The sequence below is a fragment of the Streptomyces sp. NPDC007157 genome, assembly GCF_040634235.1.
GTDB lineage: Bacteria > Actinomycetota > Actinomycetes > Streptomycetales > Streptomycetaceae > Streptomyces.
This window is the reverse complement of record NZ_JBEYFE010000004.1, coordinates 374,763-388,382: the sequence shown is the minus strand read 5'-3', so window position 1 is coordinate 388,382 and position 13,620 is coordinate 374,763. Positions and strand designations below refer to the sequence as shown.

Below are 13,620 nucleotides of genomic sequence, written 5' to 3'. Positions count from 1 at the left end.
CACGACGGCTACGGAGACGGGATACCGACTCGCCCGTCGCCGGTCGACCACCCGAAGCATCGCGCCCGCCACCCCTTGCCTTGGCAGTGGTACGAGCATCCACCCGCAGGTGCTCGAGCAATCCCCTGGCCGTTGAACGACATCCGGCCGGTCGCGCACGTCGGGCAGACCCAGCCGCGGCCCTCGTGAGTCCACGTTCACAGCGCATCCGGGGCCACCGGCGGAACCCCGGACCCCGGTTCCATCGCCACCTTGCTCTGCTGGATGATCTCCTGGACGTGAAGCTCGATCTCCTGCGGATTCAGGCCGAGCGCCTTGCCTATGTGCACCGTCCAGACCTCGGCGCGAAGACTGGTCTCGAAATCCAGGTCGGCCCGGACGTTTTCACGTGCGGCTTGCCGATTCTGGCTCACCATGACGAACGTGGACAGAAAGATGGCCTCCAGGCTCACGATCATGGTGAGCAGCCCGAACGGGTAGGGGTCGAAGACCGCGCCGGAGCCGAACGGCCTGAGGTTGAGGGCGATCCACACCGCGAACCAGACGGCATGGACGTACACGAAGCCCATCGTGCCCGCAAAGGCGGTGATCGCGTCCGCGAACCGGTCCTGCGACGTGCGCATCCTGGCGAACGCCAGCCGCTCGTGGCGCAGGCGGAGGTCGAGGCGTCCAGCAGCGCCGGAAGCGGAACTCGGCCGGAAGGCCGGGCCTCCGGGGTGAAGGGTCATTCCCACCTAAGCCTCATTTCCTCACCGGGGACGCCGACGCCACCAGCCGCCCATGGCCTCGCGGCTTGTGGCATCTTCAGCTCCTTTGCCCGGCGGAGACGATCAGTGGTCAGCCGGCTCGCCAAGGCGGTGGTCGACTGGAGGTATGACCGTGTAGCCCACGAGGTTGTGACGGCCGACGCCTGACCCGCCCGGCTCGTCGCTGGGGTGGGGCACCGCGGGAGCACGGTCGCAGTGGCCCGCTGACGGGGAGCCACGAAAGGTGTCACAGATTCCGGAACGTCCCGGTCGTACTGAGTGACAATCCCTCGGCGATCGGAGTAGATCGTGGCAATCAGCGAACGACGTATTTCCACCGCGGTGCTGGTGATCGGAACCGGAGGTGCCGGGCTGCGAGCGGCAATCGAACTGGCCGAGGCCGGTGTCGACGTCCTCGCGGTCGGCAAGCGCCCCAAGGAGGACGCGCATACGGCGCTCGCCGCCGGAGGAATCAACGCTGCCCTCGGCACCATGGATCCCGAGGACAGCTGGCAGCAGCACGCAGCCGACACGCTCAAGGAGAGTTATCTGCTCGCCGATCCCCGCACCGTGGAGATCGTCGCCCAGGGCGCCGCTCGGGGCATCGGCGACCTGGAACGCTACGGCATGGCCTTCGCTCGCGAGGAGGACGGACGGATCTCCCAGCGCTTCTTCGGCGCGCACAAGTTCCGGCGGACCGCGTTTGCCGGCGACTACACCGGTCTGGAGATCCAGCGCACCCTCATCCGGCGCGCGGACCAGCTGAACGTTCCGGTGCTCGACGGTGTCTACATCACCCGGCTCCTGGTCCACGACGGCGCCGTCTTCGGTGCCTACGGCTTCGATCTCACCGATGGAACGCGGTACCTGATCCACGCCGACGCCGTCATCCTCGCCGCTGGTGGTCACACCCGCATCTGGCGGCGAACGTCCTCTCGGCGCGACGAGAACACGGGCGATTCGTCCCGCCTGGCCGTGGAGGCCGGCGCCCGTCTGCGCGACCCCGAACTGGTGCAGTTCCATCCCTCCGGGATCATCGAGCCCGAGAACGCGGCCGGCACCCTCGTCAGCGAGGCCGCGCGCGGTGAGGGCGGCATCCTGCGCAACGCGCTCGGCGAGCGGTTCATGAACCGCTACGACCCTGCGCGCATGGAGTTGTCGACCCGTGACCGCGTGGCCCTGGCCTCCTACACGGAGATCAAGGAAGGGCGGGGGACGCCCAAGGGCGGAGTGTGGCTCGACGTCTCCCATCTGCCACGGCAGACGATCATGACGCGTCTCCCCCGGGTCTACCAGACCCTGCTCGATCTGCAGATGCTGGACATCACCCGCGATCCCATCGAGATCGCGCCCACCGCGCACTATTCGATGGGTGGGGTGTGGGTACGGCACGAGGACCACAGCACCGACGTACGCGGTCTGTACGCCATCGGTGAGGCGTCGAGCGGCCTGCACGGTGCCAATCGCCTCGGCGGGAACAGTCTCATCGAACTGCTGGTCTTCGGCCGCATCACGGGCCAGGCGGCCGCCGCCTACTCGCGGTCCCTGACCGCCCAGCTGCGGTCGGCGTCGGCTGTCGCACAGGCCCGCGCGGAGATCGACGATCTGCTGGTGGCCGACGGACCGGAGAACGTCCGCGCCCTGCAGCGCGCCATCCGCAACACCATGACAGAGCACGCCGGAGTCGTACGCGACGAAGAAGGCCTGCGCGCCGGGCTCGAAGAACTCGCGGCGATCGAGAAGCGGATGGAGGACGTCGGTGTGCACCCGGACATCGCCGGCTTCCAGGATCTCGCGCACGCCTTTGATCTGAAGTCCGCGGCACTGTCGGCCCGGGCCACCCTCGAAGCGGCACTTGAGCGTCGCGAGACCCGCGGCTGCCACAACCGCAGCGACTACCCCCACCTGGACCCCGCTCAGCAGGTCAACCTCGTGTGGTCGCCGACGGCCGGTATCACCCGCGAGAGCATTCCTGCCGTCCCTGACGAGATTTCCTCTCTGATGGCAGAGGTCTCGACCGATGGAAAGCTCGCCGAATAGCGCCGTTCCACGGCCGGGTGGAAAGCCTCGCTTTTCTCGATTCTTACGAAACCCTGTCACAAACAGATCTACCTGTCCGGTCTCTCCCAGTGCAGACCGAAATTCTTTCGGCGCCGACGAGGAAATCGTCACAGCCGTGCGCCGCGGCATGAATGTCTACGAAAGGACACCGCTATGAAGGTCGTAGTGATCGGTGGAACCGGGCTCATCGGCACGAAGCTGATGGGCAAGCTCGACGAGTACGGGCATGAGGCGGTCGCGGCCTCGCCCAACACCGGGGTCAACACTCTGACCGGCGAAGGGCTGACCGAGGCACTGCGGGGCGCGTCGATCGTGATCGATGTGTCCAACTCCCCCTCGTGGGGCGACGAAGACGTCATGAACTTCTTCCGCACCTCGACCACCAATCTCCTGCGGGCCGAGGCGGACAGTGGTGTGACGCACCACGTGGCGCTGTCCGTGGTCGGTACCGACCGCCTTCAGGAGAGCGGCTACTTCCGTGCCAAGCAGGCACAGGAAGAGCTGATCAAGGCCTCCGCCATCCCGTACTCCATCGTCCACGCCACTCAGTTCTTCGAATTCGTCAACGGGATCGCGGACATCTCGACCGAGGGCGACACCGTGCGTCTGGCCCCTGTCAAGTTCCAGCCCATCTACTCCGACGACGTGGCCGCGGCCGTCGGCCGCACCGCGGTCGGCGCCCCGGTCAACGGAGTGGTGGAGGTCGCCGGCCCGGACGTGTTCCAGCTCGACGAACTCATCCGTCAGGTACTCGCCGACAAGGGCGACACCCGCACGGTCGTCACGGACCCGAGCGCCCCGTACTCCGGTGCCGAGCTGACGGAGACCACGCTCGTGCCAGGTCCTGAAGCGCATATCGCCGAGACCCGGTTCACCGAATGGCTCGGGCAGCAGCGATAGGCCCTGCGAGTGGCCCCTGGCGGCAGTCAGGGGCCGGCCCGGACGCACATTCTCCGCAGAATGCGCCCCTGTCCGAGATCCACACACGAAGGAACCGGCTCGCCATGTTCAACCGCATGGAAACCACCGTCTGCCGCACCGCCTCCTTTGCGGGGTTGACCGGCGTCTACGCCATCGACCCGGTCCACAGCACCATCGGGTTTTCCGTCCGGTACGGCATGGTCACGAACGTGCGCGGCAAATTCACCGCCTTCGAGGGGATAGTCAAGCTCGACGGAGAATTTCCCACTCGGTCCGAGGCCTACCTCAGTGCCCAGACCTGTAGCGTTGACACGGGTTATCCGGAACGTGACGCGCATGTCGCCGGCCCGGATTTCCTCGATGCTGCGACGTTCCCTCTCATGAGCTTCCGCTCGGGCGGAATCCTCCATGCCGGTCACGACCGCTTCCGCATGGCGGGACACCTCCTGATCAAGGACATCGAACTGCCCGTTCAGGTCGACCTCGAGTTCCGCGGTGCGAGCCGGGACGCTCACCGTCACAACCGTGTCGGTTTCACGGGCACGGCCACCTTGCAGCGTTCCGACTGGGGGCTTGACGGCAACCGGGCCCTGGCCTCGGGCGGAGTTCTGATCAGCGACAAGGTGAAGGTGACGCTCGACATCCGTGCCGTGCGGCTGGACCGGGCGCAAGGCGCATAGGCCGCGATACGCCGGCCTGCGTATCCGGCAGAAGGACACACGATGACGCAAGCCGCGGAGAACGGCATCGACCTGGCGGCCACAGTCGTAGCGCTGTCCGCCGAAGCCGCCGAACTTCAAACGCGTATCGACGCGCTTCGCGAAGAACTCGTGGCGCTCGACGTGCAGATGGAAGCCATCACCGCCGCGCTGCGGCAGCCTCGGTCCCGTTGAGCAGTCGAACGGACCCGGGCCGTCCGGCACTCGGCGCCGACCGGCCGTGCCGTCCGCGCGGCTCACACAACCTGAGCACTCGCTGTCCGCACCCTGAAGCGGCAGTCCTCGAATAGCTCGCTGATCCGAGCCGGCCCGTGGCCGCGCCCATGTCCGGCAAGCCCGGGACGGCTCTCTCCCCCGGTCTGCCCTGCCATGACTTGCGACAGCGCGCTGTCGCAACCAATGCCGATCCGGTTCTCCGGAAACGGCCGAACTTCAATCTGTGCCTCGAAAGGGCCTTTCATGAACCGTAGTTCTCTCTACCGACGCACCCGTACTTCGCTCACCGCCCTGGCTGCGGCGAGCGTCGGAGCCGCTCTCCTCGTCGCCACGGTGGGCCCCGCGAGTGCGTCGAGCTCGCCGTCCTCGGCCACCTCGCCCACCCGGTCCGCCGCTGCGAGCAAGCCGACCGTGGTACTCGTTCACGGCGCCTGGGCCGACGGATCGAGCTGGAACGGCGTCATTTCCCGGCTGCGGAGCCAGCGGTACCACGTCGTGGCCCCGCCGAACCCGCTGCGCGGTGTGAGCAGCGATGCCGCTTACCTGGCCGACTACCTCAAGACGGTCAAGGGCCCGATCGTACTGGTCGGCCACTCGTACGGCGGCATGGTCATCACGAACGCCGCCCTCGGCAACGCCAACGTCAAGGCGCTCGTGTACATCGACGCCTTCATCCCGGCGAAGGGCCAGTCCGCAGGGGAGATCGCCGGTTCCCAGCCCGGTTCGGGAGTGATCGTGCCGGATCCGACGTCGGTGTTCAACCTCGTCCCCTTTCCGGGCGCATCGGCCGGGGACGCGGACCTCTATCTGAAGCCGCAGGTCGTGCGGTCCTCGTTCGCCCAGGATCTGTCCGCACGACAGCAGAACCAGATCGTTGCGGCCCAGCGCCCACTGGCAGCTTCCGCGGTCAGCCAGCCGTCCGGTGACCCAGCGTGGAAGACGATCCCTTCGTGGGCTCTGATCGGGCGCCAGGACAAGATCATTCCGGCCGCTGCGCAGGAGACGACGGCGAAGGTCGCGCACGCCAAGGTGCAGGAGATCGACTCCTCGCACCTCTCTCTGGTCTCCCATCCCGGCGCCGTGGCCAACCTCATCACCACCGCGGCCCGCACCAGCTGATCCGCACGACCGCCCGATCCTGGTGGCGGCGGTCGCCACCGGGATCGGGCAAGCCGTGCGAACACACCACTGCGCTGTCGGCTCGGCGCCCGGCCGGGCCCCTTCGGGCCGGACCGCGCGATGTTCCCCGCCCTCGCCCGGCACTTGCCAGGCGAGAGCGATCCGGCCGACGCCCAACGGGGCAGGCCGCTGCGGGTCCGCGGCGTGCCTGGAGTGCCTCCGGCCACCGTCGACGGATGTCCCACCCGTGATCGGCGTGTGCAGCCCTGTGAGCGGGGAGACCGCTCAGTGCTCACCGGCCGGGCCCGGCCACAACGCCCGCACCGCGTCAGGCACCTCGGCCACCACAGCCTGATCGAGCAGGGCCGCCTGGAGGATGTAGCCGGGGAGGATGGAGACCATCGTTGATGCGATCCCCTCGGCCGTCGCGTTCGCGGGCAGTCCACCGCTTTCCTGGTGGTCACGGACCATGGTGACCAGATGTGCGCGTATGCGGCCCATGAGATGGTCGAGCTTGCGCGCCAGCGAGCGGTTGCGCATGGCCTCTCCCCAGACCAGAACCGCGAGGCCGGCCACGTCCTTCTCGACCGACTTGGCCCGAATCACGTCGAGCAGGTCCGCCAGGACCTCCCCGATGGACTGGCCCTGCCGGTTCGTGGCGATGGCGAGCGTGTTGTCGAGGACATCACGCATGTTCTCCTCGGCGATCGCGAGGATCATCTCGTCCTTGCTGGTGAAGTGCCGATACACCGCACCCGCGGACAGCCCTGACTCCGCGAACAGGTCCTGCATGGACGTGGAGTGGAACCCGTCGCGGAGGAAACAACGGCGCGCCGCGTCCAGGATCTGCGCGCGACGGGCGTCCATGTGCTGCTGGGTGACCTTGGGCATGAGGCCAGCCTAACAAAGAAAACGAACATTCGTATTGACGTTTACCGATGAAGCGGGCCAGACTGGGCACTCAAGAAAAACGGTCATTCTTTTTTTGTGAGGCCAGGCTGTGAGTAACCCCTTGTCACGACACCGGGCATGGCGGGAAGTGGCCATCGCCGCCGTGGTGCTGCCCATAGCGATCACGCTGGCGGTGATGGCGTTCGCCTGGCCGGCGGGGCGGATCTCGCCGCGCGACGTGCCGGTCGGGATCGTGGGCACGGGTCCGGCCGGCCAGCGCGCGGTGGAGGGGCTGACCCATGAGATGCCCGGCGCGTTCGACTTCCACCTCTATCCCGACCAGCTGGCCGCGCGGTCGGCGATCAAGAACCGGGATGTCTACGGCGCCTTCGCCATCTCCGGCCACAGCATCACGGTGCTGAAGGCCACCGCCGCCGGCCCCTCCGTGGCCCAGCTTCTGACCGATGTCGGACAGCAGTTGGCCGACAAGGCCACCCAGCAGCTGGCCGCCCGGCAGCAGGCCGTCGAGGCGAAGGCCGCCGAGCAGGAGGCCGGCGGTGCGCATTCCCCGGCGAAGGCCCACAAGCAGGCGGCCGCCCAACAGGGCGCCGCTCGGCGGAAGGCCGCCCCGCGGGGAGCCGCCGGCGCTGATTCCTCGGTGAAGGTCCTCGCGAAGGCGATCGACGTGGTGCCCGTCGCCACGGAGGACCCCCGGGGCGCGGTGTTCAGCTCCTCGGTTTTCCCGCTCACGATCTGCGGCATCCTGATCGGGGCGTTTGTCACGATGGCTCGCGGCCTGGCCCGCCCACGCCACCGAGTGCTGACCCTGCTCGTCGCATGCTCCGTAGCGGCCCTCGGCGTCTATCTCGTGGCCCAGGGTTTCCTCGGGGCGCTGCCCCACCATCACGTGGCCACGTGGGCGATCCTGTCGCTCGACCTGCTCTCCGTCAGCGCCACCGCCGCCGGCGTGATCCGACTTCTCGGGCCGGCGGGCCTCGGGCTCAGCGCCGCGATCATGGTCTTCGTCGGAAACGCCTTCTCCGGCGCCACCTCCGCCCCGGAGATGCTTCCCAAGGGCGTGGAGTCCGTCGGCCAGTGGCTGCCCCCGGGCGCCGGAGCCAGTCTGCTTCGCGACACCGCGTACTTCGACGTCAACGCCGACGCCGGCCACCTCGCCGTCCTCGCCCTGTGGAGCGTCTGCGGACTCACGGCGGTCTTGTTCGGCCACTGGGTCATCAGGGAAGGCCGCGGCACGGAGACCGGCGCGCCGGTCTCCGGGGAGTTGCTCCCGGCCCTGCCCGGGTCCGGCACCGCTGTGCCGGTTCGGCGTCACGCGCACGCCCACGCCCGTCGCCATGACGACGACGACTGACGCCGAGCGCGTGATCTGCGCAATCAGGCCCTGACCGCCAGCAACTTCGGCACAGTACGGATACCCACCATGACTACCTCACAACACCCTCAGCCGGCACGCCGGACCACGCGTCCGCAGTCAGCCGATGAATCTCCGGCCATCACTCGGGCCTTCACCCTGCTCAGCAGACGCTGGAACGGCCTGATCCTCATGGCTCTGGCCAAAGGCCCGTCCGACTTCGCAGAGATTCGCGAGCGCGTCCCCGGCATCACCAACCGCATGCTCACCCAGCGGCTCCAGGAACTGACCGCGATCGATCTGGTCGCCCAGGACGTCCGGCCCGAGCTGTCATCGCGAACCCGTTACGCACTCTCTCCACACGGCAACGCTTTCCTCATCCCCCTGGCCATTCTGTTCCTGTGGGCGGAAGATCACCTTCCGGAAAGCGGCTCACCGGCATCTGATCAACCGGCCGCACCAGGCCACTGACCTCCCAATCCGCGCCGGCAGCAGGAGTTGCAGGCGGACACGGACACATGCCTCAGCGGGGTCGACCGGCACCCGTATGAAAGGGAGCACCGTTCACGACCTCGGCAGGGCAAGAACCGGCGGCGACTTCGCCGCCGTCTGCGGGATCCGACCAAGCACGCGGAAGTAGCGGGCCGGGTCCCCAGGGCATGGTGTGGATCACGAGGGGTTTCGAGACACCCAACACTTCCCAGGGCCCGGATCACCGCTGGGTGGTCGGGGCCCCGTCATGCCTTCCTGCCTCGCGACGATCACCGCGCCACTTCTCACGATGCGAACGCTTCCGCGTGGCCGGCCGCACTGGGCGGGAACCGACACCGCCGCAATCTGTAGCATTGCGCGCATATTGTTGCATTCAGTGGTCTTGTGACTGGCAGGGGGACGTAGAGCAGACGAGGGAGATGGGTGAACTTGGACGTCTACGAGGCGGTCACGAGCCGACGAGCCGTACGTGGATTCACCGACCGGCCCGTTCCGAGAGAGGTACTGGAGCGGGTGCTCTCCGCCGCGGCTTGGGCGCCGTCCGGGTCGAACCTCCAACCCTGGCACGTCTACCTGCTGACCGGCCGACCGCTGGCCGAACTCAAGGAACTCGCCGGCGAGCGCGTGACCGCGTGCGATCCCTGGGACGAGCGGGAATACGAGATGTACCCGCCGACCCTGAAGTCCCCCTACCGCGAGCGCCGATCCGCCTTCGGTGCGGAGCGCTACAGCGCACTCGGTATCGCGCACGAGGACTGGGAGGCGCGCCAGCGGGCCGCTTCCGCGAACTGGCAGTGCTTCGGCGCGCCCGCCGCCCTGTTCTGCTACGTCGACCGCGGTCTGGGCCGGCCCCAGTGGTCCGACGTGGGCATGTATCTGCAGACCGTGATGCTGCTGCTGCGCGCCGAAGGCCTGCACAGCTGCCCGCAGATGGCGTGGTCGGTCTATCGCCGGACCGTCGCGGAGGTCCTGTCACCCCCGCCCGACCTCATCCTCTTCTGCGGCATGTCGATCGGATTCGAAGACACCTCGGTGCCCTACACCCGTACCGGCCGAGCACCGCTCGACGAGACGGTCACATTTGTCGATGAATAGTCAGCGGTACCCGTGAGAACGCCGTTCCGACATCGCCGTCAGGCGGCGATCCCGCGCTCGTCCATGGCGTCCTCGACTATGCGCAGCCCCTCCATGCCCGGCAGCTTCGCGATGTGCGAGTCGATGTCGCGGATGAGTTTGCGGCCCTCCGGGCCCGCGAAGAGGTGCGTCATGACGTGCGTGACCTCGGTCTCGGACATGACGCCCGAGCCGACCGGGCCCCAGGCGTTTTCCAGCGCCAGCCGGGCGACCACGCGGGCCTTCCTGCTTGCCGCGAGCCGGTCACGCGCCTGCGACGCGTAGAACGCGACGTGCTTCGTCTCCTGCTGTGCGATCCGCTTCAGCAGGGGTACCAGCACCGGGTGGCTCTCCAGCGCGGCAAGCCGGTGATACGCCGCCGTCGCCGACCACTCGTTCGCCGCGCCCCACGCCATGTGCACGGCGACGAAGTCGTTTCCGACCAGCCGACCGATCACCGTCTGCTTCACCGTCCCCAGGCGGTCCTTCCAACCGAGCTTCAGACGGGTCGCCTTGAGCTCGTCGAAGTCGACTCGGAGGCCGTGACGCTCCAGCACGGCCGCGAGTGCTTCGCCGTGCCAGAACTCCTCACGGTTCCACATCGTCATGAAAGCGCCCACCGCGGGTTCGTCGTGGGACGGGGTCGTCAGCAGATCACGCAGGTAGCACACCGTGTGGTATTCGATGTCACACATGTAGCGCAGCGTGCGCAACGTCTCCTCGGACAGTGGGCTGCGCTCGAACTCGTCGAAGTCGAGGTCGGCCCACTGCACGCCGGTGGAGTTCTTCGTGTACTTGTCTATGTCGAAAGCCATCAGTCGCTCTTCTCGTCGGTGCGCGTCGAAGTCGTCGCCCGTGCCGCGATGACGTCGCGGCGCACCCCCGAACCGCCCCTCTTCCAGCGGTGGATGTTCCAGTTCCTCTTGTGCGACTCGCGCGCCAGTCCGGCGTCGGGGTTGATCGCCGAGGGCTTGCCCAGCAGCGACAGCCATGGCAGGTCGGAGAGGCTGTCGCCGTAACCGTAGGACGCGGCGAGGTCGTAGCCTCCCTCCTCGGCGTACCGCAGAAGCCAGGCGGCCCTCGCCTCGTCCACAAGCGGCGGCTTCGCCAGGTAGCCGGTGAGCACACCGTCCCGCACGTGCACGGAGCTCCCGACGACCTCGTCGAACAGGTCGGCGAGCGGAGCGGCGAGAAGACCGATGGAGCCGGTGACCAGGACGGTGCGGTGACCTGCCGCACGGTGCTCGCGGATGCACGCCAGGGCGTCCGCGCTCATGTGCCGCAGCATCGTGTCGGCGTACCCGCGCTGTACGACCTCCTCAAGACGGGCGATGGACATGCCGCGGTAGCGGCGCAGGAACGCGCGGATGAACTCCCCACGGTCACGTCTCTCGGCGCGGAGGTAGCCGGGCAGTGCGGCGAGCAGGTCCACCGCCTCCTTCGGCCAGGCCGCCTTGCGGAAGCCCGCGGTGCGCACCCAGAGGTACTGCTCGACGATGTTGGAGTCGACGACGGTCCGTTCGAGGTCGAAGACCGCGAGTACATCGGTACGCCGCGGCAGTTCGCGTTTCGGGCGGGCGTTCGCCGGCCCGGAGGCCGCGGCCTTCCGACGACGGTAGGCCGCCGTCAGCTCGCTGATGGCGGGGAGGTGCACCTTCTGCAGGTACTCCTCCCAGTCGATCCGCTCCACATCGAAGCCGCGGTCCTCGCGCACCTCGGCCGGGAGGGCGTTGTTCAGCGCGCGGGTGTTGCGGTCGTCGAAGACGATCTCGGTCTGCGCATACGCGCGGTAGAGGTCGGTGAAGTTGCGGAGGGTGGCGATGCCGGCGCGCAGCTTCGCGTTCTCGGTCGCGAGAGCGCGCTTGCGCTCGTCGTTCGGCATCAGCCGCAGAGCGGCGTCCCAGAGGTCGGCCTTCTTCTTCGCCAGCCGGAGGCCTCGGTTGAACTTGCGCTCGCCCGAGAACTTCCAGGCCGGTACTTCGACGAATCCGTCGCCCTTGGGCAGCGGGTGCTGGGTGTAGTAGTCGCGTACGTTCTCGTACATGCGGTGGAAGGGCAGCGGATTCGACGCGCCCGAGGCGACGTGGAAGTACTTCGGCTCGTCGACGGGGGTCGGGTTGGCCGCCGCGGCGAGGATGGCGTTGACGACGAAATCGACGGGGATGACGTCGAGGATCGAGTCGGGCAGCCCCGGGAAGTCGGGCAGCTGGCCGCGGCCGTAGGCGAAGATCAGTGGATCGGCGACCTTGAAGCCGTCGATCCAGCCGGGGAACGGATGCTGGAGCGCGCTCTCGATGATCGCGGGCCGGACCACCGAAAGCCGGTGTCCGGCCTCGCCCCAGAGGTCTTCCGCGGCACGTTCGGCGAGCGCCTTCGTCAGGGTGTAGACGTCGGTCCACCCCAGACTCTGCGCACGCCGCCGGCCGGCGGCGACGAGCTGGGAACGCACCCACTCGCGCCGCGCGTTCTCGCTCGCGCGGGCCGCCGCGATCGGACCCTCCTTCCCGTGGGTGCCACGGGCACGCGAAATGAACCGCTCGAGCATCGCCGGCTCCCGCGAGGTGAGTTCGGTCCGCTCGAGGGTCCGTGTCGCCAAGGTCCACTCGGTGTGCCAGAGGACATCGTGTTCGAGCTTGGCCTCGGGCACCACACCGCGACGGAGCCCTCCGACGTAGCAGGTGGACACGTGGACTACGTGCGGGTCGGATCCGGAGGCGAGCAAGGCCTCGTAGAGGCTCACGGCGCCGTTGACGTTCGTGTCGAACGCCTCGTGGATGGGCGGGTCGAACGAGACGGTCGACGCCGAGTGGATGACCACGTCGAGGTCGGAGGGCAGCTCCGGGATGCTGGTCATGCTGCCGTCGAGCACCGTGATCCGTGTACGCATGATGCGCTCGGCCTCCTCGGCGCCCACAGCATCCCGCCAGCGCGCGAACACGGGTTTGCGGAGAAGCTGCCGGAGCCGGTCCTGCCCGGTCTGGCTGCCCTTCCCGCGCACGAGGAGTGAGACATGGGTGGCGGGATGGTCGGTGAGCAGCCGCTCGAGCACGGCCTGCCCGACGAAGCCGGTCGCGCCGGTCAGCAGGACGTGCGCGTCGCCGAGTTCGGTCTTCGCGTTGTGCGGTGTCACGGAAGGAGCCTCGATTCCACGGTGGATGCGACACCGGGGTGGATGCCGGGGAGCGTGGCGACCATCCCGCGGATACGGCGCGCCTCGGCTCGTCCGCTCCGGTCGCCGAAGACATGTCGTTCGAAGAAGGTGCGCTCGTGCCCGGCGCGATCGACCGAGCCGAGCGGCCAGGCGGCGTGCCGGAGGGCGCGGCGGGTGATGCGCCGGGCGCGGGCCGAGCCCTGGAGCCGGCGCTCCGCCTCCTCGGCGAGGAAGCGGATGTGGCGATGCTTGATCTCCACCACGGGGTTGATGATCGACGCCATGGCGGAGGACGCGCCGGCCAGCCGCCGGTAGGCCGCCTGCGTGATCCATTCGTCCACGAGGGCCGTCGTCACGTGCTCGGCGACGATCTGTGTACCGGTGATGTTGGCGACGAGGGAACGACGGATCGGGCCTCGGCGTTCGCGGCGCTCCGCCAGCACCCACCGCGCCTGACCGGCGCTCGAAGGGAGGTCGCAGGCGGCGGGAGAAGCCTCCAGGACGGCGTCGAGGGCATCGGCTATCCAGAACCTCTCGAACATCCATGTGGTGAGGAACGCGGTGACACGGGCGTCCTTGTGTGTCGCCGTGACGAGGAGGTCGCGCACGCGGTGCAGCGTCGCGCGTTCCATGTCGCGCAGCGCGCGAACGAGCCGGACGGATTCGGCATCGAGCGGTTCTTCGGCGAGCGACCCGAGGTCGAGCGTTCCGCGGTGGCTGCCGTGTGCCGTACGGGCGAACTCACGCACGTCGAAGCCCGCTGTCTCGGGCGGCGCGGTCGTCGTCTCGTTGTTCGAGTTCATGCACAGGCTTTCTGGG

General features: G+C 68.1%; 13 protein-coding genes. 8 read left to right on the top strand and 5 right to left on the bottom strand.

The genetic code is table 11. The features are described 5' to 3' along the window. Nucleotides 1–197: 197 nt before the first annotated feature. Nucleotides 198–728 carry a DUF1003 domain-containing protein gene (locus ABZ642_RS09670; RefSeq protein ID WP_360479830.1) on the bottom strand — a complete coding sequence of 177 codons (531 nt, stop codon included), beginning with the start codon at nucleotides 726–728 and terminating at the stop codon, nucleotides 198–200. A 327-nt stretch (nucleotides 729–1,055) separates the two neighbouring features. On the opposite strand from ABZ642_RS09670, the gene ABZ642_RS09665 reads away from it, so the two are divergent. The 5 genes from ABZ642_RS09665 to ABZ642_RS09645 all read left to right on the top strand — a co-directional run bounded on the left by ABZ642_RS09665 (nucleotide 1,056) and on the right by ABZ642_RS09645 (nucleotide 5,782). Next, entirely contained in the window at nucleotides 1,056–2,786 is a 1,731-nt protein-coding gene (locus ABZ642_RS09665) for an FAD-dependent oxidoreductase (protein WP_360479827.1), read from the top strand. A 174-nt stretch (nucleotides 2,787–2,960) separates the two neighbouring features. Continuing rightward, nucleotides 2,961–3,707, top strand: a complete 747-nt coding sequence (locus ABZ642_RS09660) for an SDR family oxidoreductase (RefSeq protein WP_360479824.1) — start codon at nucleotides 2,961–2,963, stop codon at nucleotides 3,705–3,707. Between the two features lie 104 nt (nucleotides 3,708–3,811). Continuing rightward, entirely contained in the window at nucleotides 3,812–4,408 is a 597-nt protein-coding gene (locus tag ABZ642_RS09655) for a YceI family protein (protein WP_360479821.1), read from the top strand. 42 nt (nucleotides 4,409–4,450) lie between these two features. Continuing rightward, nucleotides 4,451–4,621, top strand: a complete 171-nt coding sequence (locus ABZ642_RS09650; protein ID WP_360479818.1) for a hypothetical protein — start codon at nucleotides 4,451–4,453, stop codon at nucleotides 4,619–4,621. 285 nt (nucleotides 4,622–4,906) lie between these two features. After that, the gene (locus tag ABZ642_RS09645) at nucleotides 4,907–5,782 is read left to right on the top strand and encodes an alpha/beta hydrolase (RefSeq protein ID WP_360479815.1); all 876 of its coding nucleotides are present in this window, start codon (nucleotides 4,907–4,909) and stop codon (nucleotides 5,780–5,782) included. Between the two features lie 285 nt (nucleotides 5,783–6,067). On the opposite strand, the gene ABZ642_RS09640 is transcribed toward ABZ642_RS09645, so the two are convergent. After that, a complete protein-coding gene (locus tag ABZ642_RS09640) occupies nucleotides 6,068–6,673 on the bottom strand; it encodes a TetR/AcrR family transcriptional regulator (RefSeq protein WP_360479812.1) in 606 nt (201 codons plus the stop codon). Between the two features lie 148 nt (nucleotides 6,674–6,821). On the opposite strand from ABZ642_RS09640, the gene ABZ642_RS09635 reads away from it, so the two are divergent. From ABZ642_RS09635 to ABZ642_RS09625, 3 genes are all read left to right on the top strand, one after another. Continuing rightward, nucleotides 6,822–8,045 (top strand): hypothetical protein, encoded by a 1,224-nt coding sequence (locus ABZ642_RS09635; protein WP_360479809.1) that lies wholly within the window; start codon nucleotides 6,822–6,824, stop codon nucleotides 8,043–8,045. Between the two features lie 69 nt (nucleotides 8,046–8,114). Continuing rightward, nucleotides 8,115–8,516: a helix-turn-helix domain-containing protein gene (locus ABZ642_RS09630; protein ID WP_360479806.1), complete on the top strand. Its 402-nt coding sequence runs from the start codon at nucleotides 8,115–8,117 to the stop codon at nucleotides 8,514–8,516. A 450-nt stretch (nucleotides 8,517–8,966) separates the two neighbouring features. After that, nucleotides 8,967–9,632, top strand: a complete 666-nt coding sequence (locus tag ABZ642_RS09625; RefSeq protein ID WP_360480205.1) for a nitroreductase — start codon at nucleotides 8,967–8,969, stop codon at nucleotides 9,630–9,632. Between the two features lie 38 nt (nucleotides 9,633–9,670). Here ABZ642_RS09625 and ABZ642_RS09620 read toward each other — a convergent pair whose 3' ends face one another. The 3 genes from ABZ642_RS09620 to ABZ642_RS09610 are packed head-to-tail and all read right to left on the bottom strand — an operon-like array spanning nucleotide 9,671 to nucleotide 13,604. Continuing rightward, on the bottom strand, nucleotides 9,671–10,465 hold the full coding sequence (locus ABZ642_RS09620) for a ferritin-like domain-containing protein (RefSeq protein WP_360479803.1): 795 nt from the start codon (nucleotides 10,463–10,465) through the stop codon (nucleotides 9,671–9,673). Then, complete coding sequence (locus ABZ642_RS09615) at nucleotides 10,465–12,780, bottom strand: HAD-IB family hydrolase (RefSeq protein ID WP_360479800.1); 2,316 nt, start codon at nucleotides 12,778–12,780, stop codon at nucleotides 10,465–10,467. Before ABZ642_RS09615 ends, ABZ642_RS09620 begins: the two co-directional genes overlap by 1 nt. Further along, nucleotides 12,777–13,604, bottom strand: a complete 828-nt coding sequence (locus ABZ642_RS09610) for a hypothetical protein (RefSeq protein WP_360479797.1) — start codon at nucleotides 13,602–13,604, stop codon at nucleotides 12,777–12,779. The genes ABZ642_RS09615 and ABZ642_RS09610 overlap by 4 nt, the downstream gene beginning before the upstream one ends. Nucleotides 13,605–13,620 lie beyond the last annotated feature (16 nt).

What these genes read in the sequence shown, in the direction of transcription:
- ABZ642_RS09670 (WP_360479830.1), bottom strand. Translation starts at nt 728, where the DNA reads ATGACCCTTCACCCCGGAGGCCCGGCCTTCCGGCCGAGTTCCGCTTCC.
- ABZ642_RS09660 (WP_360479824.1), top strand. Translation starts at nt 2,961, where the DNA reads ATGAAGGTCGTAGTGATCGGTGGAACCGGGCTCATCGGCACGAAGCTG.
- ABZ642_RS09655 (WP_360479821.1), top strand. Translation starts at nt 3,812, where the DNA reads ATGTTCAACCGCATGGAAACCACCGTCTGCCGCACCGCCTCCTTTGCG.
- ABZ642_RS09650 (WP_360479818.1), top strand. Translation starts at nt 4,451, where the DNA reads ATGACGCAAGCCGCGGAGAACGGCATCGACCTGGCGGCCACAGTCGTA.
- ABZ642_RS09645 (WP_360479815.1), top strand. Translation starts at nt 4,907, where the DNA reads ATGAACCGTAGTTCTCTCTACCGACGCACCCGTACTTCGCTCACCGCC.
- ABZ642_RS09640 (WP_360479812.1), bottom strand. Translation starts at nt 6,673, where the DNA reads ATGCCCAAGGTCACCCAGCAGCACATGGACGCCCGTCGCGCGCAGATC.
- ABZ642_RS09630 (WP_360479806.1), top strand. Translation starts at nt 8,115, where the DNA reads ATGACTACCTCACAACACCCTCAGCCGGCACGCCGGACCACGCGTCCG.
- ABZ642_RS09620 (WP_360479803.1), bottom strand. Translation starts at nt 10,465, where the DNA reads ATGGCTTTCGACATAGACAAGTACACGAAGAACTCCACCGGCGTGCAG.
- ABZ642_RS09610 (WP_360479797.1), bottom strand. Translation starts at nt 13,604, where the DNA reads ATGAACTCGAACAACGAGACGACGACCGCGCCGCCCGAGACAGCGGGC.